Origin of the sequence: Kaistella yananensis (genome assembly GCF_026107505.2) — a bacterium.
In the GTDB taxonomy this organism is placed as follows: domain Bacteria; phylum Bacteroidota; class Bacteroidia; order Flavobacteriales; family Weeksellaceae; genus Kaistella; species Kaistella yananensis.
Map to the genome: position 1 here is coordinate 403,201 of NZ_JAPCHZ010000004.1, position 26,995 is coordinate 430,195.

Genomic DNA, 26,995 nt, shown 5'->3' on the forward strand with positions numbered 1-26,995 from the left:
TATTAATTAATATCGTTTAAAGTTTTTAGTTTACCTTGAGATTTCAGCAGGTCGATTTCTGCAAGTTTGTAATCGAGCTTTGCTTTTGTAAGATTATTTTTTGCTTCGGTGAGATCGCGCTCCGCATCCAAAATATCATTAAGTGTAGCGAGACCGTGCTGGTAATTGCTTCTTGTATTGGAGAGCACGTTTTCGGCCAGCTTTACGTTTTCTTCCTGCATGCCGATCATGGTCATGTTATTCTCCAGTTTAGTAATCGCATTTTTATGTTCAAGATCTAATCCAAGTTGTGTTTCTCTTAAATCTGCCTGGGCTTTTTCAATTTCAATTTTGTTCAGTTCAACCCTTGATTTTGTCGCGAAACCGTTGAAAATAGGAACTCGAATATTGAGCGCAATGGATGCCATATCCGACCAATAAACGCCATCATCTTTGCCGTTCCACAAAGGCATTTTTTGTCCTTGCCCAAGGAATCCGTAATTAGCGCTGAGGGCTGCGGTAGGATAAAATTCGGCTTCAGAAGCTTTTTTTTGCCATTCGAGCAGTTCGAGCTGCTTATTCATGAGTTTGATTTCGGTTCTTTCTGATAAATCGGCTGTTCGGTCCGGAAGTAATGCAGGTTCGAAAGTCTGTTCAGGCAACGTAATTTCCTGGGACATGGGCATCCCAATCATAAATTTCAAAGCATTTTCTGTAAGATCCACAGTGTTTTCAAGTTGCTGAACTCCTGAACTCACATTATTTCTTGCAACCACTACCCTGTCGTAATCGATTTTTCTGGCTAAGCCTGCATCGTATAAACCTTTAATGATTTTAATGGTTTGGTTCGTGATTGAGAGGTTGCTTTCGGCATTTTTAAGCATTTGATCTGCCTGATAAACCTGAAAATATGCGTTTGCCACTTTCTCGATAATCTGTTCTTCAGTAAGCTGGGCATTAATAAGGTAAAATTCTTTTGTAGATTTTGCCGCTTTCAATCCTACAAAAACCGATTGGTTAAAAAGGTTTTGGGTAAGCTGTACCATGTTGCTGGAGGTCCATTTCTGTCCGAAAGAAACTTTTACCTGCTGTCCCGGAGCGCCAAACATTTCGCCTGGCAAAACCGTTTCCTGTAATAGCGGATTGTATGCCGTACTGCTGTTGAAACTTATATTCGGATAAGCATTGGCCTTTACTTCGGCAATCTGTGCGTCTCCTTTCCGTATGTTCAGCCTTGCTTTCTCAGCCTCTGCTTTATGCTGCAGTGCGTAGGAAATGGCTTCAGGAAGGGTGAGCACTTTAGTTTCCTGACCAAAGACGAGGCCTCCACACAGGATGAAACTTAAAATTATCTTCTTCATTATTTTAAATTGTTATATTTTTTTAATTGTTCTTTTCCTTTTTCGGTTGTAATTGCGTTCATGTAAAACATAAATGCTTCGTTGTTGTATTCGGTTCTGTCAATTATTGAGGTGTCCAGGAACGGTGAGCTGTCGTAGGACATTGCAAGCTGAAAGAATAATTTCGCATAAATGGTTGCATTGAAATCTTCACGGTAATAGCCCTGTTGGCGGCCTCTTTCAATATTATGAACCATTACTTCCGAAAATTTTTCGGCGAAATCCATCATATGTTTGTTGAAAATGGCAGGATAATATTTGATAAGTTGCCGAATAAGAAGCGAATTATTAGACTGTACCGCCCTTTCAATATGTTCATCACGACAGAACATACGTTCTACCGCATTTTCTACCTGAACATCGAGTTCTTTAAGTTTTACGATGGCTTCTTCGAGTTTAAATGCGAGAACATCTTCCAAAAGTGCTTCTTTATTTGCATACTTATGATAAAGCGTTTTTTTCGACATTCCGAACTCTTTTGCAATATCATCCATAGTAAGCGTCTTTGCACCGTTATCGATGAAAAGCTCCACTACTTTTTCCAGAAATTTTTTATCCATTGATGATAATTTTGCTGCAAATATACAACGACGGAAACTAATAAACCAAAAAAGTTTCCTAGTTTTTTAACTGGTACTATTAATTTAATATATTGAAGATATAAATGCAATAGGTGTAATCACCTCACAAATCATTGTTTATGGTGATATTTTAATTTTCATTTGAAAAGGTGATTTTTTTATTTTCTAATCATTCTACATTTGTCTCACAAACTAACCAATAAAATTTTTTAACCATGAAAAAATTATTTGCAAGTGTTATTACACTTATGACTTTCGGATTCGGATATTCTCAAGGGAATATTGATGTATCAACCCAAGTAGGGAATTTAAATGAGGGCTATGTTACCCAAACAGGTTTAGTAAACCTTAATTTACTTACCCAGGACGGAAACCGTAACATTGCTACCATTGATCAGGTGGGAGCAGGTAACATGAATTTTGCGTTGAGTGATGGTAACAGAAACAATATAGATGTTGACCAAGTAGGAATTATGAACATTAATGATGTGGAGCAGCACGGTAACAGAAACTCGGCCTCAACTTCACAGCTAGGTCTATTGAATTATACTGAACAAATGCAAATTGGGAATAGGAATACCGTTTCATCTGATCAATCCGGTGCATTTAATGAAGCTTATCAATACCAGGATGGTAATCGAAATGATGCCAGTACAATACAGTTGGGTATGGGTAACCTTTCAGACCAAGAGCAAATCGGTAACAGAAATACAGCCGCGTCGCTTCAGGTAGGTTTTGACAATGTAGTAAGACAAGAACAGTGGGGCAACCGAAATGACGCTGCTGCAACACAATTGGGATCAGACAATTATATTTGGCAAACACAAGATGGCAACGATAACAATGCGACTCATTTACAGCTAGGTGATAATAATTATGCAGATTCATGGCAAGTGGGTAACGACAATACCAACATGGGAATGCAAGTGGGAAATGATAATACGCTGTTCCAATGGCAAAGTGGAAATGACAACACCGCAATGGATTTACAGCTAGGTAATGACAACTATACATTTGTTGGACAATCCGGTAATAATCATGTACATTTAGGAACTCAAATCGGAAACAGTAATACACTGGTTAGTTTACAATCTAACTAATTTGTTTACATTCTTAATTATAGGGGAATCATCAGGTTCCCCTATTTTCTTTCCGTAACTTTTAACGTTAAAAGTTCCGGGTTAAATAACCCTTAGCACTACCTGAAAACTGTTATAAATAAAACTAACAAATAGCAGGGATATTTAAATCACGGGTAATAACTAATTTTATCTTCCTAACCATGAATACTTTAGCAAAAATATTGTCTGTAAATCTGCTGATGTGCATTTTAGTTGTAACAGGCCAACAGTTTTCTTTTGAGAATATCAACAGCAAGAATGCTATGGCTATTGTTGCCCAAATACAGGATAACTCTATTTCGACTAAAAACTATGAGGTTACAACTGTGCAATATGGTACTCAAAATTTTGCGGAAATATATGCTAACAGCACCACCAATCTCTCAGCCTTACAATTAGGTGATTACAATTATCTTAATTTCAATAATGTTTTCGAAAAGACACGTGCAAGCGCTGTTATTACGACACAGGGAAATAATAATATTATTGATGTGGTAGGAAGCAACAGTATTTCTGAGAAAATGCAGTTACATGTAAAGGGAGATAATATGACGATATACATGAGAAACTATTAATTCTTAAAGATGAAAATTCTAACACCTATATTTTTTTTTCTTCTTGTGTGTTCTATTCAACAAATAAAAGCACAACAGGAAAAAAGTGAAATATCATCAAAAATCGAAAGTAATTTTATTGAAGGACAACTAACACTAAAGGCTACAGCAAGTAACCACACAACCGCCTATCGAGAACTTAACTATCTTTTTGTTTCTATAAAAAAAAGTAAATCCGGTAATCTTTCGAACAACAAGCAGTCAGGCAAGTTCACATTAAAACCGGATGAAAGCAAAACCCTCAGTCAGATGAGTGTTAACATTCAAAAAAATGATGCATTAAAGGTTTTTTTATTCATAAAAGAAGAGGAGACTGACAAGCCTGTATCTAAAGACAGTTTAGAGATTAACGCTAATATGTTTCAGGATAAAATCAAGAATATCAATGAAAATGAAATCTTTGAATTAAAAGGTATTACTATAGATCAAACCAAGACAAAAGCAGGTAAAGATTTCTACGACCTTTTTTACCTTGAATATTCGAAATTGCCGGAGAAAATAAGCAGTGTAATTACCATCGATGAAACGCCGACTATGGGAAGAGGAAGCCAGATTTCTATAGGGTTAGAAGATAGAACCTTATACAGCTTTATTGCAAATCCAAGTGAAGATTATCTTTCGGAACAGGCAACTTTAAGTGTAAAAATAATTCTGGATTACAACAGAAAAAAAAGTTTGATTAGAAATGAATTCAGATACTAAAAAAGCCAGCCATGAAAAATTATGTAATCATACTTCTATTTTTTGCTGTTTCAGGCATATCTGCGCAACAAATAGTTTATAAACCCATTAATCCGGCTTTTGGCGGTGATACATTCAATTACCAGTGGTTACTCAGCTCTGCAAATGCCCAAAATCAGTTTGATGACGGTGATAATAAATTTGGCAATTTACTGGATGATTTCAACTCGATGGACAGCTTCACACAAAGCCTGAACCGCCAACTTCTAAGTCAGCTTACAGGAAAACTTATCGATGACAAATTCGGAAACGGAGGCATTGCACCAGGAAAATACATGTTCGGTTCTCTTTTTCTTGATGTTTCGGAGGCATCACAAGGTTTGGTTATCAATATTCTCGATACCCAGACTGGTGAGCAATCTCAAATCATTATTCCAAGATAAAATACCGCTATGAAAATAATTACCCATTCTGTAAGGAACAATATTTTGTTTTTCCTGTTTTTATTCTCTCTTCAAAGTTGCAGTACAATTTTTAACTTACCTGCAAATGGAGAAAAATCTACGCTGGGAGAAGTTACCAATTTAACTTCCGAGTTAAAGCAGATTCCACCACCTAAGGAAAAAATCGTAGTCGGAGTTTATAAATTCAGAGACCAAACAGGCCAGTATAAACCTTCGGAGATGGGAAATAACTGGAGTACAGCCGTTCCACAGGGCACTACAACAATTCTTATAAAAGCTTTGGAAGACAGCAAATGGTTTATTCCCATCGAAAGAGAAAATATCGCAAATCTTCTCAATGAAAGACAAATCATACGCTCCACCCGCCAGGAATATTCAAAAGAAAGTGATAAAAACGTACAGACGCTCCCTCCACTGCTTTTTGCCGGCGTTTTGCTTGAAGGCGGAATTATTTCTTACGACAGTAATGTAATGACAGGCGGTATTGGAGCGCGGTACTTCGGAATTGGCGGATCTACACAATACAGACAGGACAGGATTACAGTATATCTGAGAGCAGTATCAACTTTAAACGGTGAAATTCTTAAAACGGTGTATGTCTCCAAAAATATACTTTCCACGGGAGTTAGCGGTAATTTTTTTAAATATATAGATACGGAACGGCTGCTAGAATCCGAAGTAGGATTTACACAAAACGAACCCATACAGCTTGCGGTAACTGAAGCCATTGAAAAAGCGGTAAAAACCCTGATTATTGAAGGGGTACAGAATGATATTTGGGGGAATGCTGTTGATAAAAAAGATCCTGCCGTAAATCATTTGATAAGCACTTACACCGCAGAAAACGAACTCAATAATCAAAGGCTGTTGGGAAATAAGGTGAAAAATTCAATTAGAAAAGCAATATCAGTTTCAGCATCTGTAGAAAGTCAGCAAATTAACGGAGACTATAAAAATGCCGAAAATAAATTGGGCAGTAAAATTGGCATCAGCATGGCCTTAAACGATAATTTCAGTCTTGAAGCCAGCATAAACAATATTAAAATTAAAAATACTGCAGTACTCAATAGAAACTTTGTGGGACCGGAACTCAATTTACAGTATATGTTTTTTCCTCAGTTCAAGTTTACGCCGTTTGTTTATGCGGGTGTAGGAGCTTTATTTTCGGAATATAAACCATTTTATAAAGCTAATCTGGGCGGAGGTATAGATTATATTATCAGTGATAATTTTTCTACAAGACTGTACTATCAGTATGATTATGGATTCCGTGATAAACTGGATGGTTTGGTCAGTGGAAAACAGAACGATAATATTATGAGAATCGGTCTTGGTCTTAATTACTATTTCGGTAATAAATAAAACTAATAAATTATGAAAGCGTTATATACATTTGTACTCATCAGTTTATTGTCACTCACTTTGTTTTCATGCAAAGAAGAAATAGTAGATCAGGTACAGACCGGCACCATTAAAGGTAAAGTAGTTCGAAGAGGAACCAACGATCCTTTAAAAAACGCAAAAATTACTACTTCCCCATCTACAAATACTGTTTTTACGGGAGCAGATGGGAGTTTTGAAATTACAGACGTACCTATCGGTGATTATTCGGTAAAAGCAGAGATTTCGGGTTATCTCAACAATTTTCAGTCTGCGAATCTTAAGAACAGCGGTCAGCTTGTAACCCTGGCATTCGAAATGGATGATGATGAATCATTAAATACAGCTCCTTCGGTTCCTGAACTTTTGAGTCCTTCAGATAACGCCCAAGATCAGCCTCTTACCGTTCAGTTATCTTGGAAATCAACAGATCCGGATTCGCTGGATGTTCTGAAGTACAAACTGATCGTAAAGAATAATTTAAATACTAATGTAATTGAAATAAATGATTTGAAGGAAACAACGTACACACTTAAAGATCTGAAATATGGTGTAAGTTATTTTTGGCAGGTCGCCGTGAATGATGGAATCCACAGTGATGTGTATAGTGCTGTATTTAAATTTACAACCAACAAGGTGCCACAAAACAGATATCATTTTGTAAGGAAAGAGAACGGAAATCTTATCATTATTTCCAGTGACGAGAACGGCGCAAACTATAACTTAACCGATGCTGCATTCAATAGTTGGAGGCCGCGAAAGAATAACAATGCGGGCCTTATTTCTTTTTTACGTACTGAAGGTGGAAACACCCATATATTCACGACGAAGCCTGATGGATCAGAAGTTTTTAAAGTAACAGCAATTCCGGTAGCAGGGTTTAGCAATACTGAACTCGATTATTCCTGGAGGACCAATGGAAAAGAATTTGTGTACCCTAGTTTTTCTAAACTTTACAGAATAAATAAAGATGGCAGCGGGCTCGAACTTGTTTACACCACACCAGACGGAAGTTTTATTACCGAATGTGAATGGAGTTATGACGGAAGTAAAATTGCCTTAAAAACAAATGATCCCAACGGCTATAATGTAAAAATCTTTATAATTGATTTGCTTGGAAATACAATTAAAACAATTCTCGAAAACGTTCCTGGTGCAGCGGGTGGCCTAAACTTTTCAGTAGACGGTAACCTATTACTTTACACTTACGATGTTTCCGGACATCAGGATGATAATTACAGACAGCTCAATACCCACCTTTTTATTTATAATATGCAGACCGATACAATACTCGATATTTCTGAGCAAAGCGAAAAACCCGATGGCAGCAATGATTTGGATCCACGATTTTCTCCTAACGATGCGGAGGTAATTTTCACAAACACTTCGAATGACGGTATATCTGTGAAAAATGTTTTAAAAATTACTTTACAGGATAATACGAGAACCACTTTATTCACAAATGCAGAAATGCCGGACTGGGAATGATGTTTTTATTTGGATGAGAATTTTATTATTTCTCAATGTGTTTTTATGATAAAGCAGAGAAATTTACTCTGCTTTATTCATTACATATTTCCGAATTTTAAATATAGTACTAAGGAGTTTTGTGGATATATCGCGAAAGTTTTATCCCTAAATCCGTCCAGACCAGTTTAGAGTTGGCGTTACGTTCCAGATGATAGTCTGCATCAGAAATTTCGGTGAGAATCGCTTCAATATTGGCACCGTGAATAAATCGGGAAAAACTCTCCCATTTAAAACCTCCGGAATCTATTTTTTTGTAAACCAAAGTTTCGTTTCCATAATTCTGAAGAAGGGCGAGGCGAAACATTTCGGAACAGTAATCCAGAAAACTTTTCTGCTTTTCGCGGTTCCAGCCTGCAATATTACGTCCCCAAAAAACGATGTTTTTCAAAAACTCAGGTTTCTTTTTCACCTGAAATGCCTCCCTGACCCACATCACGAAAAGCTCTTCGAATTCGGTATCACCATTTTCTGAAAGAAGAATTTTCTGCGCAATATTCCAGTCTCCCTGAGCCTGAAACACTGTTTCTTTCAGCTTTTCCTCTTCAATTTTGTAATTGTTTTTCAGGAAATTTTCGATGTCGGGATCTTCAATTCTGGGAATTTCAACCAACTGGGTTCTCGATAGAATTGTGGGTAAAATAAAATCGATGTTTTCGGCCGTTAAAATAATCAACGTGTCTTTTGGTGGTTCTTCCAGAAACTTCAGGAATTTGTTGGCTGCAGAAACATTCATCTTATCTGCCTGCCAAACGATAAGGATTTTGCTTCCGCCTTCAAAACTTTTCAGCGCGAATTTTTTGTTCAGTTCATCAACTTCATCTGCATAAATAGTCAGTTGCTTGTTCTCGGACTCCAGAATTTTCGTCCAGTCTTCATTGTTTGAGTAAGGATTGGCAAGAATCATTTCCCTGAAACTTTCAAGGAAATTATCGGAAAGTCCGCTGCTTTTTTCTTTAAACACAGGAAAACTGAAATGTAAATCCAAATGATTAAGATGTTCTACCTTGGCGGATGAGTGTTCGTTTTCTTTTCTGAAAATTTCCTTTGCAAAAGCCATTGCAAGTGGCAAAGTTCCGTATCCTTCTTTGCCGATGAAAAGCTGAGCATGACTTACCCTGTTGCTTGCAATGCTGTCTCTCAGGAGTTTTTTAAGGTTTTCCTGGCCTACGATCTGTTCCCAATTCATTTTTCAAAGATAAAAAATTTTGATTCACATCCCGACTGCCGGGCTGTATTAAAACATTGGTCTTGAAGAAATATTTTTACCGTAATGAGGTTCTTCACCAAATATTTCAATGAACTGGATTTCTGTTTCGTTGCCAGCAGTACCCCTTAACAAACTTTAACCAAAGTAAATTTCCTCAATTCAGTATTATTTAAGATATTTGCGCATTATTTTTAAAAATAGAGAATGAAAAGATTTTTTGTATTACCACTCGCAGCAGCGGGATTTTTCCTGAATGCTCAAACGATTGGTAATTCTCCTTACGCTGCCTTCGGAATCGGGGATGTGAAATACGATAACACCACTGATGTGAATGCGATGGGTGGCATTTCTACTGCTTATATCTGGGATTTCAATAATAATTTTAATTTTGCCAATCCTGGTGCAAATAAAAATTTAGAACTTACCACCATAAAAGTTGAGGGAACCAACGAAAATAATTTTTTCAAATCCGATTACGATAATTCGAATGTTACCAAACATTCTTCTTATCTCTCTAATATTGCCATTGCTTTCCCTTTATCGCCAAAAGTAAAATTTGGAATGGGTTACCAGCCTTACAGTTCCAAAAAATATTCGGTCCTTATTCAGGAAGATTTGGCGGATGAGGTTAAAAGGGCAAATATCTTCCGTGGTGAGGGTACATTAAGTACGGTTCAGGCAGCATTATCTTATCAGATTTCTCCCGAACTTGGTTTAGGATTCAGAACAAATTTCTACTTCGGAAATTTATATGATATCAATGAACTCACCTATTCCAACGCGGAGTTGATTAATGGGTACGAAACCAAAAATAAGATCAAAACCTTCAATTTCACCCTGGGATCTGCGTATCAGAAAAAATTTGGTACCGACAGAAAACTAACGTTAGGGGCAACTTACACCTTCGGGAACACCGGTGAAATGGAAACCAGTTATACCAACAGCACCTATTATTACAGTACAGGAAATCAAAAAGAAAATATTAGCATTATTGACGAGGATTTCAGTACAGATAAAAACCTTATTCCAATGGAATTTTCTTTCGGTGCCGGTTATGGCCGCGATGCGAAATGGTTTGTAGGAACGCAGGTTGACTATAAAAAGGGCGAAACCATTCAGTTTTTAGGACAGCCTTTCACGAACCAAAATTCTTACAGAATTGCAGCCGGAGGTTGGTATCTGCCAAACTTCAATAACTTCAGAAATTATTTCTCGAGAGTAACTTACCGTTACGGAGCTTATTACGAAAAAGGAAATCTATCATTCAACGGAACCAATATCAATCAGTTTGCTATAACAGGAGGTGTTAGTTTGCCTTTCGAAAACCGGAGCGCAGCCAGAATGAGTGGTATCGACCTTGGTTTGGAAATCGGAAAAAGAGGAACGCTGGAAAATAATATGATTCGCCAGAATTTTGTAAACCTGAGAATCGGACTAAATTTCGCCGATAAATGGTTTAATAAACGTCTTTATGATTAAGAAATGAATTTTCTTCTTAAAATATTCTATAAAAATATAGCCGCCCTACTGGGTTGTGCTATATTTTTTGGTTTAATTTCCTGTGATGAAGATTTAACGGCGATTAATAAAAACAACAACACCAACTTCCCTTCGCAGATCATCAACAACGCCAATATTGTGCAGCGTGATTCGGGAATGATTAAATTACGTGCTACCGCACCACTTATCGAGAAATTCGAATTTATTGACTCGCCATATATTGTAGCAAGAAAAGGAATCAATATTCTTTTTTACGACAAGAAAAAACCTAAAGAGCCCGGAAAAATAAAAGCGAATTTTGCCAAATTCAACGAAAAAAAGAAGTTTTACGAGGCCAAAGGAAATGTAAGAATAACTACGAACGAAAATCAGATGTTCGCAATGCAGTCGGTATTTTGGGATCAGAATAAAAGACTGATTTATACTTCGGATACAGTATATGTTACCGATAAAGATGGCTCCACACTTGTAGGCGCAAACGGTATGAAAGCTAAGGACGATTTCTCCGAATATACCTTCTACAACAATTCCGGCAACATCAACGCAAAAAAAATCCCAGAAAAAGGAAGATAATTTTCGTAAATTCGAAAAAATCTTTTCTTATGACCTTTCACACAATCGGGTTAATGTCGGGAACAAGCCTCGATGGACTTGATATTTGTTTTGCCAAATTTCAGCACCTTAATTCCGAATGGAACTACAGTATTCTTCATGCTGAGACACTACCCTATCCTTCTGATTGGGCAGAAAAACTCAACAGTGCAATTCACTTAAAACCTGATGAATTATTAGCCCTGAATGCTGATTATGGCTTCTATCTTGGTCAAAAAGTAAAGGAATTTATCTCCAAAAATTCATTAACGGAAATCGATTTAATTGCATCTCACGGTCACACAGTTTTCCATCAGCCACAACGCAAATTTACTTTACAGATTGGTGATGGAAGGGCAATTAAGATTTTAAATAATATTCCAACTGTGTACGATTTCCGTAGCCAGGATGTGCTTATGGGAGGCAACGGCGCGCCGCTCGTACCGATTGGTGATGAACTGCTTTTTTCTGAATTCGACGCTTCCCTTAATATTGGCGGATTTTCGAATATTTCTACCAAACAAGAAGGAAAAAGAATCGCTTTTGATATTTGCCCGGTAAATATTGTTCTCAACAAATACGCCGCCGTTCTCGGGAAAAATTACGATGACAACGGAAATATTGCAAGAAACGGTAAAGTAAACGAAATGATTTTAAAATCTTTAAATGCTCTTCCGTTTTACAAAGAAAATCATCCCAAATCTTTAGGAATCGAATGGGTAAACAAAAACATCATTCCTTTGCTGGAAAATGAAACGCCGGAGAATATTCTGACAACATTCACCGAACATGCATCCGGGCAAATTGCTCAGGTTTTTAATCATTATCAGTTTAAAAACGTTTTGTTTACAGGTGGCGGTACGTACAACACTTATTTAATTGAGCGTATTAAAACCAAATCATCAACGGAAATAAAAATCCCTGCACCTGAACTCATCGATTTCAAAGAAGCGCTTATTTTCGCATTCATGGGAGTTTTGAGGATGAATAACGAAATCAATGTACTTTGCTCTGCAACGGGAAGCACTGCCGACCATTCGTCCGGACTAATTGTTTGATCAGAAAATTTTAATTCAAAAAACATAAAATATATGCAGATAGACATCAGAAAACTGGCCATTGAAGATTATGATGAGCTTAAAGAAACCATGCAGAAAGCCTATCCGGCAATGTCGGAGAACATTTGGTCTAAAAAAAGCATCCAAAAGCTGATCCGGATTTTCCGTGACGGACAGATTTGCATTACTGTGGATGGCAAAATTGCGGCGGTTGCACTATCACTCATCGTACAGTACGAGCTGTATGGAGACGATCATACATACAAGGAAATCACAGGAAATTACACCTTTAACACCCATTCGGAAACCGGAAATGTTTTGTACGGAATTGAAGTTTTTGTAGATCCCGAATTCAGAAAACTTCGCCTTGCCAGAAGACTTTATGATGTAAGGAAAGAACTTTGCGAAACACTCAACTTAAAATCGATAATGGTTGGCGGCAGAATTCCGAATTATCACCTGTACAGCTCGGAACTTTCGCCAAGAGCCTATATCCAGAAAGTAAGAAATAAAGAAATTTATGATCCGGTGTTAAGCTTTCAACTCGCCAATAATTTTCTGCCAGTAAGAATTCTCAAAAATTATTTACCGGAAGATCAGCATTCTGAACAAAACGCGGTGTTGCTTCAGTGGAACAACATTTATTACAGCAAAAAGCCCAATACAATGCAGGATTCTGTCATTCGTCTGGGTTTGGTTCAGTGGCAGATGAGGCATTTTAAAAATCTGGATGCGTTTTTTGAGCAGGTAGAGTTTTTCGTGAATGTGATGGCAGATTATAAATCGGATTTCATCATGTTCCCGGAACTTTTCAACACACCTTTACTTGCTCCTTTCAATCATCTGTCGGAACGTGAAAGTATGTTCAAACTCGCTGAGTTAACGGAAGAAATCAAACTGAAACTTTCGGAATTTGCCATCGGTTACAACATCAATATCGTTGGCGGAAGTATGCCAATTGTAGAAGATGGTGAACTTTACAACATCAGCTACCTGCTTCACCGTGACGGAAAAATTGATGAACACAGAAAAATTCACATCACACCCAATGAGAAAAAATATTACGGGATGAAAGGCGGCAACGAGATCAAAGTCATCGACACCGATTGTGGAAAAGTGGGATTGGTGATCTGTTATGATGTGGAATTTCCGGAACTGCCAAGGATTTTAGCAGATCAGGGGATGAAAATTTTATTTGTTCCTTATTTAACCGATACCCAAAATGCCTACACCCGCGTTCGTCACTGCGCGGCGGCAAGAGCTATAGAAAATGAATGCTACGTTGCAATCGCCGGGTGTGTCGGGAATTTGCCGGGTGTAAATAATATGGATATCCAGTTCGGCCAGGCGGCGGTTTTTACGCCTTCGGATTTTGCTTTTCCGTCTAATGCCATTAAAGGGGAAGCTACCGCGAATACAGAAACGACACTGATTGTAGATGTAGATCTGAATCTACTGAAAGAACTGCATCATTATGGCGCTGTGCGGACAATGACAGACCGCAGATTGGATTTGTACGACACGGTGAATTATAACAGTGATACAGAATAAAAATAAAATCCCGAAACTGTTTCAGTCTCGGGATTTTTTATGTTTTAAAATTCTTTTTTAAAGCTTAAATTCAAGTTTTACGTTGAAGAATCTGCCTGTCAACCGTACCGGAACCGGATAGTTGTAACCTGTAGTAACATCATTCACCCACTGGTTTGCAACCGTATTGCTGATATTGAATGCATTGAAAATCTGAACACCTAAAACCAGTTCATTGAAATTGCTCCAGAATCCTGAGTTAACTTTATTGTCTTTTTGATCAATGAAAACTTTAGATAAACCGATGTCAACTCTTTTATAAGAAGGTAAAGTCCTTTGGTATCTATAGGGAGCTTCGGAAATAGGCTTTCCGTTTTCGTCTAAAGAAATTGGTGTTCCTGAAGGTAGTCCGTTGGCATAAGTTAAAGTTAGATTTACCCGCATTGATGGGAATTTCGGCATATAATCCTGATAAAACATCGAAAACCTGAACCGCGGATCTGTAGGTCTTGGGATATTTCCTTTTCCCTCAATATTTTCGTAAACCCGGGCGTAACTTGCAGAAATCCAAGAATCCACACCCGGAACAAATTCACCAAACAAACGGGTATCGAGTCCATAGGCATATCCTTCTGCATTGTTTTCACCGGAATAACGGATTCTCACATTATCCAAATAATATGGGATTAAATTATCCATTTTCTTGTAATAAGCCTCAGTCGTTAGTTTGAAAGGTCTGTCAACCATGCGGAACTCGTAATCATTGGATAAAATGACCTGCATAGAACGCTGGGATTTAATATTGGAATTAAAGTTTCCGTCCAGATCCTTGATTTCTTTATAAAATGGCGACTGGTAATAAATCCCTCCGGAAATTTTAAAGAGCATATCCATATCCCAGTTGGGTTTTATGGCAAACTGTGCTCTTGGAGAAATGATGGTTTCATCATTAAAATCCCAGTGAGAAGCACGAACTCCTGCATTCAGGAAAACCCTGTTTTCACCCCAGTAAAATTTCTTTGAAAACTGTGCATATCCTGAAAGTCTTGTAGGCTCAATATGATTTGTACCTGCAATATTATAACGCAAACGAAGCTGCGAAGGATCCAGAACACCAGGATTGGTGTAATCTCTCGGCGTACTGTAACCCAAAGAATCTACAAGCTGCCATTCGTTGGTGAAGTCTTTCAGGTTTTCTTTTTCGAATTTTAAACCTACCTCGAAATCGGTATTTACATCAGGTGAAAAACGTGTTTTCAGTTGTGAACCGTAGGTTTTTACCAATAAATCGTTTCTTGCATGATCGATTTGCCCACCAACATCGTAAGAGGTTATAGGAGCTCCCGTAATCGGGTCAAAAGTCTGCAGCAAGTAGGCAGAGGCAATCGTGTAATATTCTCGCTCGCGGTTTTGGTACGCAAAATTATCGAGCGTGAAAGTCCACTTTTTATTGGGTTTGAAATTGATGGATGCTGTACCCATCATATTTTTATACTGATCGTCTTCTTTTCCGTTGTAGAAAACGCTCAGTTTTAAAGGGGTCTGCAAACTTCCGAAATCCACTTCCTTTACTTTAGGAACCATTTCGTAATCGTTTTTACTCCAGTAACCGATAAAAGAAAAATCCCATTTATCGTTCAGTTTATAATTGATATACGACTGAAAATCCATGTACTGAGGATTGAAATCGGTATCTTCATTCAAAGTATTCAGAACAAGATTCGTATTTCTGTATCTTCCGGAAAACAAGGCAGAAAGCTTTTTATTCTTGCTTGCAAATCCCGTTGAAAGCCTGCCTCCAATTAAACTTGCCTCTCCCGAAACTTCAAATTTTGTAGGTTGTCTGTAATAAATATTCAGGGCTGAAGACATTTTATCACCATATTTTGCTTCAAAACCTCCGGCAGAAAAATTAATTGCCTGCACCATGTCGGGATTAATGATGCTCATCCCTTCCTGAAGGGAATTCCGGATAAGAAACGGACGGTAAATTTCAATATCATTGATGTAAATAAGATTTTCATCATAGTTTCCACCGCGAACCATATATTGAGACGAAAGTTCGGTATTCGAGTTTACCGAGGGCAAAGTTTTGATGAGTCCCTCAACCCCACCTGAAAGTGAAGCCACCTGCTGCGCCTCTTTTGCAGAAATTTCTATAGAAGTTAAATCTGTTACTTTAGGTTTTCCTTTTTTCTGAAAAACCACTTCTTGAATCTGTGTTTCTCTCTCAGCATTTACAAAAAGAACATTGATATTTTGAACTTTAGGCGTTGTTTTAACCGTTTTGGAAAAGTTTCTGAAATTTTCTTTCTGAACAGTAAGAACCTGCTCTGTATCAGCAATCGGAATCTTTAAAAACCCATTTTTATCGGTAAGAAAATTCTGGTTGTTATAAGATACGTTGGCCTGAGAAACCGGAGCGCCGTTTTCATCTAAAACCTTCAGACTGATTTGCGAAAACGCAAAAATGGGCGCAAATGCAAGGAGTAAAAGTGTTTTTTTCAATGCAGGAAATTTAGGTTTTTAAAGATAACAAAATTAAATAATGGCTTGCCGAACTCTTGTTAATTTTTGCAGTAAATCTTCAAGTTTATCAAGTTTAAGCATATTTGCCCCATCTGAAAGTGCGCAACTTGGATCAGGATGCGTTTCAATGAAAAGTCCGTCTGCACCTACAGCGATTCCTGCTTTTGCAATGGTTTCAATCAGTTCCGGGCGGCCGCCTGTAACACCTGAATTTTGGTTGGGCTGCTGCAGCGAATGGGTTACATCCAAAATTACCGGCGCATAATTCTGCATCGTAGGAATTCCTCTGAAATCGACTACCAAATCGGTGTAACCGAAAGAATTTCCACGTTCGATGATGGCGGTTTTAGGGTTTCCGGAATCTGTCACTTTTTCTACAGCAAATTTCATGGATTCTGGGGATAGAAACTGCCCTTTTTTCAGCGTAACACATTTATTTGTTTTTGCAGCGGCGACCAACAAATCGGTTTGGCGAACCAAAAAAGCCGGAATCTGCAGAACATCAACATAATGGGCAGCCAAAGCGGCATGTTCGTTTTCGTGAATATCTGTGGTGGTGGGAATATTGAAAGTCTCTCCCACTTTTTTCAGAATTTCCAGAGATTTTTCTTCGCCAATTGTAGTAAATGAATCTACACGGCTTCGGTTAGCTTTTTTAAAACTGCCTTTGAAGATGTAAGGGATTTCATATTTATTGGTAAGTTCTACTACTTTCTCTGCGATTCGCAGCGCCATGTCTTCACCTTCAATGATGCATGGACCGGCAATGAGAAAGAAGTTTTTGGAATCTTTATGCTGAATGTTTTCTAAGTATTGAATCATATTTATTCAAATTTTAATTTAACAAAAATACGGAAATTTTTTGCAGTTTCGGAGCAATGGTTTTGCTGAGCGAAAAAGAAAAAACGGGCATTAGCCCGTTTAAAGTATAAATTACAGCAACTTTATAATTTTTTGAGAATTCTTTCGAAAGTATTGATGTTTCGGGAAGTAATTTTGTCTTTCAATTTCTTTTTTCCTAAAACTTTCCCGAAAGTCGAACCTAAAGTATTTCCTTTTTGAATTTGCCAGTAAAATGTATCTGCAACAATTTGGGCTTTTTCGTTTTCTGCCTTATCCGATTTCGAAAATTCTTCCATCAAAAGAGTTTCAACATCTTCAATACCTACAAACGCATAAATATGAAAATCTTCGGCTTTGGTGAAAGGATTATTATTTACAATTTCTGAAATTTCGTTCTCGTTTTTAAGGAAAAGAAAAGCTTCATAATCGAAATACTCTGACATTGATTTCTCCAAAATGTTCTTCAGCTCCGAAGGTTTTTTATCTGATGAGAATAGAATATTTCCGGAAGCCAAAACGCTACTTACCTCCTTCATTCCAGCGTCAGTAAAAACGTTCATCACTTCCGCCATTTTCATGGAAGTTCCGTTTACGTTGACACCGCGGAGAAAAGCACAGTATTTCATCTGAAAATTTATTGCGTAGCCTTCATCATCGCATTGGTGATCTGGGCTTCTTTTTCTTTAGAATACGTAGAATCATAAGGATTCATCACATCAAATAAATAGGTATAAAAAGGAGTAATAACCTGCACTTTTTCAGATTCTCTGAACGCCTTTTCTTTACCCATTGTCTGCAGATTTTTCACGAAATCATTGAAGCGTTTATCAACCGTTTCAATGGATTTTAAAAGATACTGATATCCTTTTTCTTTTTGCCCCAATTTATTATATGCATCTGAAACCGCTCCTACCACCAGTGAATATTCCATTGGTTTTGTACGCATCTGTTTTCCGGCGAAACGCTGTTCTTCGGGCGAAAGACTGGTGTAATAATCGTATTCGGTGAAAATTCCCTTTTTAAGTTCTTCGGCAAGTTTAATTCCTTTCGCTTCCTGGCCGGCAACGATATATCCGTAAACCATTGAGCTCAATGATCTCGGATCGTTGTATTTCTCCACAGGAATCTCGCGTGAAGCCAAATCCAGAACTTCAAGGGCTTTTGATTTCTGGCCGGAAAGCGCCAAAGCTTCAGCAGCTCGGCTTGCGGAACTTCTGTAGCTCACAATATTCTGGGTGCAGGTTTCATCGAAATGAACATTTAAATCTTTGAAATTCCCCCAACGGTAATTTTTTACGGTGTTATAAAGCGAATTTGCATTTACTCTTCCCATTTCCCCGTCTTCACGTTCCGGAGTGTTGATGGGAACCAGGCGGTAACTGAAACCGTCGAACTGCAGATAATCTCCAAGATAAAAAATGTTTTCAGGATCGTAAATTCCGCCCGTACTGAAATTGATTGGCCTATTCCAGTCGAAATTGGCAAGAATATCCAGCAGAATCAAATTATTTTTAAACATACTGTTGCTCTTGTAATTGATGGTAATATGGTCAACAGCCAGCGCTGCATCTTTTGCTTCAATTGTACCCGATTTCACTGCATTGGCTTTGTTTACCGGCAAAATAAATTTTGAAACCGGCAGGAAATTGAATTTCTCATATTTAGCTTCACCAAAGAGCATTTTTAGGATTTCATCTTTATCCTCAGACTTTACTTTAATGAAATCTATTGCTTCTTTCATCGTCATAGAATCCTGAGTCATAAACTTCCTGAATCCTGCAAAAGCCGTTTCCGGAGCGCCCTGATCTTTCAGGTTGGCAAAAACGTTCTTCCAGTCTTCCGGACTCATAAGGTAAATCTGATCGTTGGTTCCATCGCGGTAATCTTCATGATTTAATACTGACGGCACAGGCATCGAATTATACGTTCTTCTCTTCACCTGATCGATATTCCACGGGGTTGAAAGCAAGGTGAAATTCACGACTTTCACATCATCGCGCATGCCCGAAGTTTCCTGCATTCCCCAAATCGGGTACGTGTCATTATCGCCATATACAAAAAGGATATCATTTTTCGGAAGCGATTTCAGTGTTGAATACGCATAATCGTAAGCCGCGCTTCTTCCGCTTCTGTCGTGTACATTATAGTTCTGGAAACCCATCATGAAAGGTATTCCCATCAGTACAATTCCTGCAACTACATTCACAGCATTCGATTTTACTTTTTCCTGAATAAACCACAGGATCGCTGCGGCGCCAAGTCCAATCCATATGGAAAATGCGAAAAATGACCCCACCATCGCATAATCTCTTTCGCGAACTTCGAAGGGCTTCACTCCGGTATAAAAAATAATTCCGACACTGGTGATGACAAAAAGCGAAAGTATCGCATAAAATCTACCGAAATCTCGGTTCAGCTGGAAGAAAAAACCAATTAGACCCAATAAAAGCGGTAAAAAGAAAAACGCAACAGTACTTTCATTTTTGAATTTTGCAGGCATTTTGCTTTGGTCACCCCACAAGGCATTATCAACAAAAGGAATCCCTGAAATCCAGTTTCCGCGGTTGTTTTCCATGTGACCTTCAAGATCATTTTGTCTTCCAACAAAATTCCACATCAGATATCGCACAAAATAATAGCCGTTCTGGAAGGTGAAAAAGTAATCTAAATTCTGTGCTAAAGAAGGCTTCTGAACGTTGATTAAATTATAAGGTTTTACCTTCAGATAATCTTCAACTTTAATGGTTCCCTCTTCATACTTCTGGCGTAATTCCTCGTAAATCTGTTTTGCTTCCGGACTGTCGGCAACGTCTTCGTTGTCATAATTGAATGAAAAATCCGGTGCGCCGTACATCGAGATATAGTTGGCCATCACTCCCTGATCTTCATTGAACATTCTCGGCATAAAACCAACATGAGCTTTGCTGTAAACGTAGTTATAACGGTCTCCTACTTTTCTGTAAGTACCGGTTTGTTCATCTTTTTCATATACATCGCCTGTTTTCTCGGTCTTATAGCTTCCGTCTTCATTTTTCTGAATTCCGTTGGCGTCAAGATATGCTGTATAATTCTGTCCGTAAGAAGTCGGCCAATCGCCGTATTGCTCACGGTTATAATAATCGAGCATTCCAATCGCGTTATCAGGATTATTAAGGTTCATCGGAGGATTTGCAATAGCGCGAATCGGAATCACCATCCAGCAGGAAAAACCAATCACCATATAAACTACGGATAAAGCGGCAGTTTGATAAATACTTTTTCTTGATTTTTTAGCGTAATTAATGGCAAAATAGCAGAACGCAAATAACAAAATAAATGCGATGATGGTTCCGGAATGGAAAGGAAGACCAATTCCGTTAACTGCAAAAATTTCCATTTTACCGAAAAGTGTCATGATTAAAGGGAAAATTCCTTTAAATACAATTCCTAAAATAATTAAAGTGAATACGTTTGCCCAAAGAAAACTTTTCCAGGTAAAGGTATAGTTTCTTGCATAATAAATTAAACATACAGCTGGAATTGCAAGCATACACATCATGTGAACACCCACAGAAAGCCCGGTTACGAAGAAAATTAAGATGATCCACCGTTCGTTGTCGGAGTCATGATACTCGTTTTCCCATTTGGTAATGAGCCAAAGTAAAAGAGCGATAAACAAGGTAGCCATCGAGTAAACTTCGCCTTCAACAGCAGAAAACCAGAAGGTGTCGGAAAAAGTAAAACTTAAAGCTCCAATCGCTCCTGCGAATAAAATGGCAATTTCCTGATGTTTTGTAATTTCATTGAAATCTTTATTCAGAAGTCTGCGCACCAGATGCGTGATGATCCAAAAGAGAAAAAGGACCGTAACTGCACTGAACAGTGCCGACATCGCGTTGATCACAATAGAATAATTTTCTCCGTTTCCGAAGGCAAACATAGCCGCAACCGCTCCTACAAGCTGAAAAAGTGCTGCGCCTGGTGCATGTGTAACCTCCAGTTTTGTAGCGGAAGCGATATATTCTCCCGTATCCCAAAAACTGAAATTATGCTCTATCGTTGATAAATAGGTAACAAAAGCGATCGCAAAAATAACCCATCCTAAAATGGTATTCCATTGTTTAAAAGACCAATTTTTCATAAAAAATATTCAATGTTGCGAAAATAAGGTTTTTCTTTAATTATCTTTATAATTTAACAAAGATTAAGTGAATGTGCATCGAGTGTGGTTTATGAAAAATACATTTCTATTGTTCTGCAAATCAGAAAAAACTGTTTAAATTGTTGTATTATTTATTTTTTAGTATTTTTGCAGACGGTTTTATAGAGAAAAATGACGAAAAATGACTAATGTTCACGATAACATTCTTGGCTTAATTGGCAACACCCCATTGGTAAAACTCAATTCGGTTACCAAAGACATACCAGCAACAGTTTATGCTAAACTTGAATCTTATAATCCCGGCCATTCTACCAAAGACAGAATTGCAGTTCACATTATAGAAGCTGCGGAAAGAAAGGGCCTTATAAAACCGGGTTCAACTATTGTTGAAACTACATCCGGCAATACCGGATTTTCCATTGCGATGGTTTGTATCATCAAAGGTTATAAATGTATTCTTGCCGTAAGCAACAAAACAAAAAAGGAGAAAATTGCGTACCTGAAAGCTTTAGGCGCTACAGTTTACATCTGCCCTGCGAATGTTGCGGCTGATGATCCCAGGTCTTATTACGAAGTTGCTAAAAGAATCGCTTCAGAAACTCCTGATTCCATTTACATCAACCAATATTTCAATGAACTCAATATTGATGCACATTACCAAACAACCGGACCCGAAATTTGGGAACAGACCGGCGGAAAAATAACGCATCTTATTGCCTGCACAGGAACTGGCGGAACTTTATCAGGTTCAGCAAAATTCTTAAAAGAGAAAAATCCTAACATTAAAGTTATTGGTGTTGATGCTTCCGGTTCAATCTTAAAAGGTTTCCACGAAACAGGAAAAATCAATAAAGATGAAATTCATCCTTACCAAATCGAAGGCATGGGAAAAAATCTTATTCCTGCAGCATTATTATTCGATAAAGTAGATGAATTTGTTAGGGTTAACGACGAAATGTCCGCTTACAGAACACGTGAAATCGCCCTGAAAGAGGCCATTATGGGAGGATACACTACTGGTGCAGTAACGCAGGGACTTTTGCAGTACGCAAGTGCAAACGAATTTTCGAAAGACGATGTAGTGGTTGCAATTTATCCGGATCACGGTTCACGATACATCACTAAGGTTTACAGTGATCAGTGGATGGAAGAACAGGGATTCATCAATAACTGTGTTCATAATTACGACGAAGTTTATAAAACAGAAATTATCTCGTAATTAAACTAAAAATTTACATAACAACCTTTTTGTAGCCTGCAAAAAGGTTTTTTTTGGTCAAATTTTGTTAACTTTGTTCTCTATATAAAAATTACAAAAATCTTATAAAATAATGACAGATATTTTTGATCGGTTACGTCAAAATCCAGGACCGCTCGGGCAGTTTGCAGATTACGCAGAAGGATATTTCGTTTTTCCTAAATTAGAAGGACCTATTGGCCCAAGAATGAGGTTTCAGGGCAGAGAAGTTGTTTTCTGGAGTGCAAATGATTATTTGGGACTTTGCAACCATCCCGAGGTTTTAGAAGCAGACGCGAAAGCTGCAGCAGAATTCGGTATGTTCTATCCGATGGGTGCACGCGCCATGTCTGGCGAAACTGAACAGCACCAGCAGTTAGAAAAAGAGCTTGCGGAATTTGTAGGTAAAGAATCAGCATATCTTTTAAACTTCGGTTATCAGGGAATGGTTTCTACCATCGACGCATTGGTCGGAAGACATGATGTTATTGTTTATGATGCCGACTCACACGCCTGTATCGTTGATGGTGTACGCCTTCACATGGGGAAAAGCTTCACTTATAAACATAATGACATTGCGAGTTTAGAGAAAAATCTCGCTCGTGCGACAAAAGTAGCAGAAGAACAAGGTGGCGGAATTTTAGTTATTACTGAAGGCGTTTTCGGAATGCGCGGAATGCAGGGAAAACTCAAAGAAATCTGCGAGTTAAAATCTAAATTTAACTTCAGACTTTTGGTAGATGATGCCCATGGTTTTGGAACTTTAGGAAAAACCGGCGCAGGTGCTGGTGAAGAGCAAGGTTGCCAGGATCAAATCGATGTTTATTTTTCAACTTTTGCAAAATCAATGGCTGGTTTCGGTGCATTTATCGCCGGTGATGCCGATATTATCAGAATTTTAAAATACAATTTACGTTCTCAGGTTTTTGCAAAATCTTTAACAATGCCAATGGTAATTGGTGGTTTGAAGAGACTGGAACTTCTGCGTTCAAGACCTGAAATCAAAGCTAAACTTTGGGAAAACGTAAATGAACTACAGAACGGATTAATCGAAAGAGGTTTCAATATTGGCGGTACAGATACCTGCGTAACCCCTGTAATGATGGAAGGCTCTACTGTAGAAGCTACCCTTCTGGTAAAAGACCTTAGAGAAAACTATGGAATCTTCACTTCAGTAGTAATTTATCCGGTAATTCCTAAAGGAATGATTCTACTAAGACTTATCCCAACCGCATCGCACACTGATGCTGAGATTAATGAAACCCTGGATGCTTTCGATGCGATCCACGATAAATTAACCTCCGGATTCTACAAAGAGCAAGAGCAAAAATTACTTGAAGAAAAGGGTTTATCCTTTAAATCAACATAGAATTTTTCAGTATTTATATTTTTATATAAGCCGCCTGAAAAATTCAGGCGGTTTTATATTACCCGAATGTCAGTATTTAATGTTAACAATAATGCAAGCATATCGAATTATAAATTAATCACATATATTAAAAAAATAGCAAGATGAAACAAATTTTAATCACAAAAAACGATTTCACCAGAATTCATAAATCCATCAGTGATGCTAAACAAAACAACAGCATTAAAAAAGAGGAAGCAGAAAAGTTATTGAAAGAACTGCATTCTGCTAAAGTAGTTCCTTCAGAAGAAATACCTTCAGATATAGTGACGATGAATTCTATTGTAAAATTTCATTTCGAAAACAATAACAAAGAAATGCAGTTTCAGATTGTATATCCTGCACAGGCAGATTTCAAAAATGGCAAAGTTTCTATTTTTTCTCCTGTTGCTGCCGCTTTAATCGGTTACGGAGTTAATGATGAAATCGACTGGATTGTGCCTTCCGGAATGACTAAAATTATCATCGATGAGATTATTTACCAGCCCGAAGCTGCCGGAGATTTTGATTTGTAAGAACGCAAAATCCATATAACAAGATTCAAAACCGCCGGTTTCCGCTGGCGGTTTCTGTAATAAAGGGATCTTTAATCTGAAAGATTTAAATTTGCAAAAATATTCCTTTGAAAGAACTTCTGCTCATCACGCCACCTTTTACGCAGCTCAACACCCCATACCCTGCCACAGCTTATTTAAAAGGCTTTCTTAACACCAAAGAAATCGCAAATTTTCAGATGGATTTGGGAATTGAAGTTATTTTGAAGGTTTTTTCTCAACACGGTCTTCAGAATGTATTTAGTAAAAAATTGGAAGTACAGAAACTTTCAGAAAATGCCAGGCGAATCTTGGCTTTGAAGGATGAATACATCAAAACCATTGAACAGGTTATACTATTTTTGCAGGGTCACAATCCCACTTTAGCGAGACAGGTTTGCAGCATGAATTTTCTGCCCGAAGCGTCGCGTTTCAATACGATTGATGATTTGGATTTTGCTTTCGGAAACATGGGCTTGCAAGACAAAGCCAAACATCTCTGCACGCTTTATTTAGAAGATATTGCAGATTTTATTGTTGAATGTATTGATGAGAATTTCGGATTCAGTCGATATGCAGAACGCTTGGGACGCAGCGCGAATTCCTTTGATGAACTCTATGAAAAACTTTCTGATTCCCCTACTTTCATTGATGAAATTACGTTAGCAATCCTCAAAGAAAAAATGGAATCCATACAACCGAAAATGGTTTGTTTTTCGGTTCCTTTTCCGGGAAATTTATATTCTGCGTTTCGATGTGCAAAATTTATCAAACAAAATTACCCAGAAACAAAGGTTGCCATGGGCGGCGGCTTTCCAAATACCGAACTAAGAGAATTAAAAGACAAAAGAGTTTTTGAATTTTTCGATTATATTACCCTAGATGACGGCGAACTTCCGATTGAACTTTTGCATCAAAACCTCAGTAATCAGGGAGACTTAGGAAATTATAAAAGAACTTTTCTGCTTGAAAATGGCGAAGTAATCTATCAGAATAATTCCCTTAAAACAGACTATAAACAGTCTGAAATCGGAACTCCCGATTATTCCGATTTGCAGCTCCAAAACTATATCTCCGTCATAGAAATCGCGAATCCTATGCACAGTTTATGGAGCGACGGTCGCTGGAACAAACTCACCATGGCACACGGCTGCTACTGGGGAAAATGCACATTCTGTGATATTTCTTTGGATTATATAAAAATCTATGAGCCTGTTGCTGCAAAAATTTTAGTAAATAGAATGGAAAACCTTATTGTTGAAACAGGCGAAACGGGTTTTCATTTCGTTGATGAAGCTGCTCCGCCAGCTCTGATGCGGGAAGTTGCTTTAGAAATTCTCCGCAGAAATTTAGTCGTTACCTGGTGGACAAACATTAGGTTTGAAAAAAATTTCAGCAGAGATTTATGTTATCTGCTGAAATTATCTGGCTGTGTAGCTGTTTCCGGTGGGTTGGAAGTTGCCAGCGACCGTCTTCTTAAGCTTATCGACAAAGGAGTTTCAGTAGAACAGGTCGCAAGAGTTACGCGGAATTTTACTGAAGCGGGAATTATGGTCCACTCCTATTTGATGTACGGCTATCCCACACAAACGGTTCAGGAAACGGTTGATTCACTCGAAATGGTACGTCAGCTTTTTGAAATGGGAGTTCTGCAGAGCGGGTTCTGGCATCAGTTTTCAATGACTGCACACTCACCTATCGGAATCAGTCCTGAGGAATTCGGTGTAAAACCTAAAAAGAAAGAGATTCTCTTTGCCAATAATGATATTGATTTTATTGATGAAACTGGAATTGATCACAGTAAATTTGGATTCGGATTAAAAAAATCGCTCTTTAATTACATGCATGGAATCAATTTCGAAATGCCGCTTCAGAACTGGTTTGATTTCAGAATTCCGAGAACGACAATTCATCCTGATTACATTCATGACGCTCTTTTGGAAGATGATGACTTTAAATTTAAAGGAAATTCAAAAATAATTTTTCTTAGTAATAATCCGCTTGCGCAAGACTTTATAAAAACAAAAAAAGGAAATTCACGAAAAATCACACAGCTTACTTTCCATCTCAAAACCAATATTGTAAAAATTGATCTGGATCAGGAAAAAGCGTATTGGCTTTTGAAAGTGATGGAAGAAAATTCAATAGAAAAGGCTCAGAAATTGACACTTCAACACCTTAAGAATAATTTTGAGGATCATTTTGAAGATTTCGAACTGTTTTGGTTTTCAAAACCTTTGAAACAACTCAAGGAAAATGGAATTATTTTAAGCCTTTAAGCAAAAATGTCAACCAAATAAAAAAATCCCGATCTTTAAAAGAGCGGGATTTTTTATGATGATCAAAGTTTAATTATTCTGCAAGAATAATTCCTTTATTATTACTGAATTCGATAACACCACTTTTCACAGGGAACGAGAATACGCTTTCTTTATCGTTCTCTTTCGTGAAATTTTTCGCGTACTTTTCATCAATCTCGTTCGTAAAAACTCTTACTTTACCACCGATTAATGACGCTACGATCGCGGCGTGATCTTTCATGATATGGAAGTCGCCATTTTTTCCGGGAAGTAAAACTGATTTTACATCGCCTTCAAAAACTACAAATTCCGGGGTTAAAATTTTAATATTCATTTCTTAAAATTATAGATTATAGATTTTAAATTTT

Annotated in this window: 22 protein-coding genes; 14 read left to right on the top strand and 8 right to left on the bottom strand. The window is 37.7% G+C overall.

Annotated elements, in window-relative coordinates:
* Positions 1–2 precede the first annotated feature (2 nt).
* Together OK344_RS08880 and OK344_RS08885 are read right to left on the bottom strand one after the other, a co-directional pair.
* Positions 3–1,340, bottom strand: coding sequence for a TolC family protein (locus tag OK344_RS08880; protein WP_265144457.1), 1,338 nt, complete (start codon positions 1,338–1,340; stop codon positions 3–5).
* Positions 1,340–1,939, bottom strand: a complete 600-nt coding sequence (locus OK344_RS08885) for a TetR/AcrR family transcriptional regulator (RefSeq protein ID WP_265144458.1) — start codon at positions 1,937–1,939, stop codon at positions 1,340–1,342. The genes OK344_RS08880 and OK344_RS08885 overlap by 1 nt, the downstream gene beginning before the upstream one ends.
* A 236-nt stretch (positions 1,940–2,175) precedes the next feature.
* Between OK344_RS08885 and OK344_RS08890 the strand changes: the two genes are divergently transcribed.
* From OK344_RS08890 to OK344_RS08915, 6 genes are all read left to right on the top strand, one after another.
* Positions 2,176–3,060 carry a hypothetical protein gene (locus OK344_RS08890; RefSeq protein WP_265144459.1) on the top strand — a complete coding sequence of 295 codons (885 nt, stop codon included), beginning with the start codon at positions 2,176–2,178 and terminating at the stop codon, positions 3,058–3,060.
* A 182-nt stretch (positions 3,061–3,242) separates the two neighbouring features.
* A complete protein-coding gene (locus OK344_RS08895; RefSeq protein WP_265144460.1) occupies positions 3,243–3,656 on the top strand; it encodes a hypothetical protein in 414 nt (137 codons plus the stop codon).
* Between the two features lie 9 nt (positions 3,657–3,665).
* A complete protein-coding gene (csgH, locus tag OK344_RS08900; RefSeq protein WP_265144461.1) occupies positions 3,666–4,397 on the top strand; it encodes a curli-like amyloid fiber formation chaperone CsgH in 732 nt (243 codons plus the stop codon).
* Between the two features lie 11 nt (positions 4,398–4,408).
* Positions 4,409–4,819, top strand: a complete 411-nt coding sequence (locus tag OK344_RS08905; RefSeq protein WP_088469151.1) for a curli production assembly/transport component CsgF — start codon at positions 4,409–4,411, stop codon at positions 4,817–4,819.
* A gap of 9 nt (positions 4,820–4,828) precedes the next feature.
* Positions 4,829–6,202 (top strand): CsgG/HfaB family protein, encoded by a 1,374-nt coding sequence (locus OK344_RS08910; protein WP_265144463.1) that lies wholly within the window; start codon positions 4,829–4,831, stop codon positions 6,200–6,202.
* Positions 6,203–6,214: 12 nt separating this feature from the next.
* Positions 6,215–7,708: a carboxypeptidase regulatory-like domain-containing protein gene (locus OK344_RS08915; RefSeq protein ID WP_265144464.1), complete on the top strand. Its 1,494-nt coding sequence runs from the start codon at positions 6,215–6,217 to the stop codon at positions 7,706–7,708.
* Between the two features lie 109 nt (positions 7,709–7,817).
* Here the strand turns inward: OK344_RS08915 and OK344_RS08920 are convergent, their stop codons facing one another.
* Positions 7,818–8,936, bottom strand: coding sequence for a DNA polymerase III subunit (locus tag OK344_RS08920; protein WP_265144465.1), 1,119 nt, complete (start codon positions 8,934–8,936; stop codon positions 7,818–7,820).
* A 225-nt stretch (positions 8,937–9,161) separates the two neighbouring features.
* On the opposite strand from OK344_RS08920, the gene bamG reads away from it, so the two are divergent.
* The 4 genes from bamG to OK344_RS08940 are packed head-to-tail and all read left to right on the top strand — an operon-like array spanning position 9,162 to position 13,657.
* Positions 9,162–10,436 carry a BamG family beta-barrel-assembly machinery protein gene (gene bamG, locus OK344_RS08925; protein ID WP_265144466.1) on the top strand — a complete coding sequence of 425 codons (1,275 nt, stop codon included), beginning with the start codon at positions 9,162–9,164 and terminating at the stop codon, positions 10,434–10,436.
* 3 nt (positions 10,437–10,439) lie between these two features.
* A complete protein-coding gene (gene lptC, locus OK344_RS08930) occupies positions 10,440–11,030 on the top strand; it encodes an LPS export ABC transporter periplasmic protein LptC (protein ID WP_088469146.1) in 591 nt (196 codons plus the stop codon).
* Positions 11,031–11,059: 29 nt separating this feature from the next.
* A complete protein-coding gene (locus tag OK344_RS08935) occupies positions 11,060–12,106 on the top strand; it encodes an anhydro-N-acetylmuramic acid kinase (RefSeq protein ID WP_265144467.1) in 1,047 nt (348 codons plus the stop codon).
* A 33-nt stretch (positions 12,107–12,139) separates the two neighbouring features.
* Positions 12,140–13,657 carry a carbon-nitrogen hydrolase family protein gene (locus tag OK344_RS08940; RefSeq protein ID WP_265144468.1) on the top strand — a complete coding sequence of 506 codons (1,518 nt, stop codon included), beginning with the start codon at positions 12,140–12,142 and terminating at the stop codon, positions 13,655–13,657.
* 57 nt (positions 13,658–13,714) lie between these two features.
* Here OK344_RS08940 and OK344_RS08945 read toward each other — a convergent pair whose 3' ends face one another.
* The 4 genes from OK344_RS08945 to OK344_RS08960 all read right to left on the bottom strand — a co-directional run bounded on the left by OK344_RS08945 (position 13,715) and on the right by OK344_RS08960 (position 21,128).
* Positions 13,715–15,892: a TonB-dependent receptor plug domain-containing protein gene (locus OK344_RS08945; RefSeq protein WP_265144517.1), complete on the bottom strand. Its 2,178-nt coding sequence runs from the start codon at positions 15,890–15,892 to the stop codon at positions 13,715–13,717.
* A gap of 285 nt (positions 15,893–16,177) precedes the next feature.
* Entirely contained in the window at positions 16,178–16,987 is an 810-nt protein-coding gene (gene kdsA / locus OK344_RS08950; protein ID WP_088469143.1) for a 3-deoxy-8-phosphooctulonate synthase, read from the bottom strand.
* Between the two features lie 122 nt (positions 16,988–17,109).
* On the bottom strand, positions 17,110–17,634 hold the full coding sequence (locus tag OK344_RS08955) for a DUF1697 domain-containing protein (protein ID WP_265144469.1): 525 nt from the start codon (positions 17,632–17,634) through the stop codon (positions 17,110–17,112).
* An 8-nt stretch (positions 17,635–17,642) separates the two neighbouring features.
* Positions 17,643–21,128, bottom strand: a complete 3,486-nt coding sequence (locus OK344_RS08960; RefSeq protein WP_265144470.1) for a glycosyltransferase family 117 protein — start codon at positions 21,126–21,128, stop codon at positions 17,643–17,645.
* Between the two features lie 202 nt (positions 21,129–21,330).
* On the opposite strand from OK344_RS08960, the gene OK344_RS08965 reads away from it, so the two are divergent.
* From OK344_RS08965 to OK344_RS08980, 4 genes are all read left to right on the top strand, one after another.
* The gene (locus tag OK344_RS08965; RefSeq protein ID WP_088469140.1) at positions 21,331–22,368 is read left to right on the top strand and encodes a PLP-dependent cysteine synthase family protein; all 1,038 of its coding nucleotides are present in this window, start codon (positions 21,331–21,333) and stop codon (positions 22,366–22,368) included.
* A 112-nt stretch (positions 22,369–22,480) separates the two neighbouring features.
* On the top strand, positions 22,481–23,755 hold the full coding sequence (locus OK344_RS08970; RefSeq protein ID WP_265144471.1) for an aminotransferase class I/II-fold pyridoxal phosphate-dependent enzyme: 1,275 nt from the start codon (positions 22,481–22,483) through the stop codon (positions 23,753–23,755).
* A gap of 143 nt (positions 23,756–23,898) precedes the next feature.
* Positions 23,899–24,309 carry a nucleoside diphosphate kinase regulator gene (rnk, locus tag OK344_RS08975; protein WP_265144472.1) on the top strand — a complete coding sequence of 137 codons (411 nt, stop codon included), beginning with the start codon at positions 23,899–23,901 and terminating at the stop codon, positions 24,307–24,309.
* Positions 24,310–24,416: 107 nt separating this feature from the next.
* Positions 24,417–26,606: a B12-binding domain-containing radical SAM protein gene (locus OK344_RS08980; protein ID WP_265144473.1), complete on the top strand. Its 2,190-nt coding sequence runs from the start codon at positions 24,417–24,419 to the stop codon at positions 26,604–26,606.
* A gap of 73 nt (positions 26,607–26,679) precedes the next feature.
* Here the strand turns inward: OK344_RS08980 and OK344_RS08985 are convergent, their stop codons facing one another.
* Positions 26,680–26,961, bottom strand: a complete 282-nt coding sequence (locus OK344_RS08985) for a FoF1 ATP synthase subunit delta/epsilon (RefSeq protein WP_265144474.1) — start codon at positions 26,959–26,961, stop codon at positions 26,680–26,682.
* Positions 26,962–26,995: the final 34 nt, after the last annotated feature.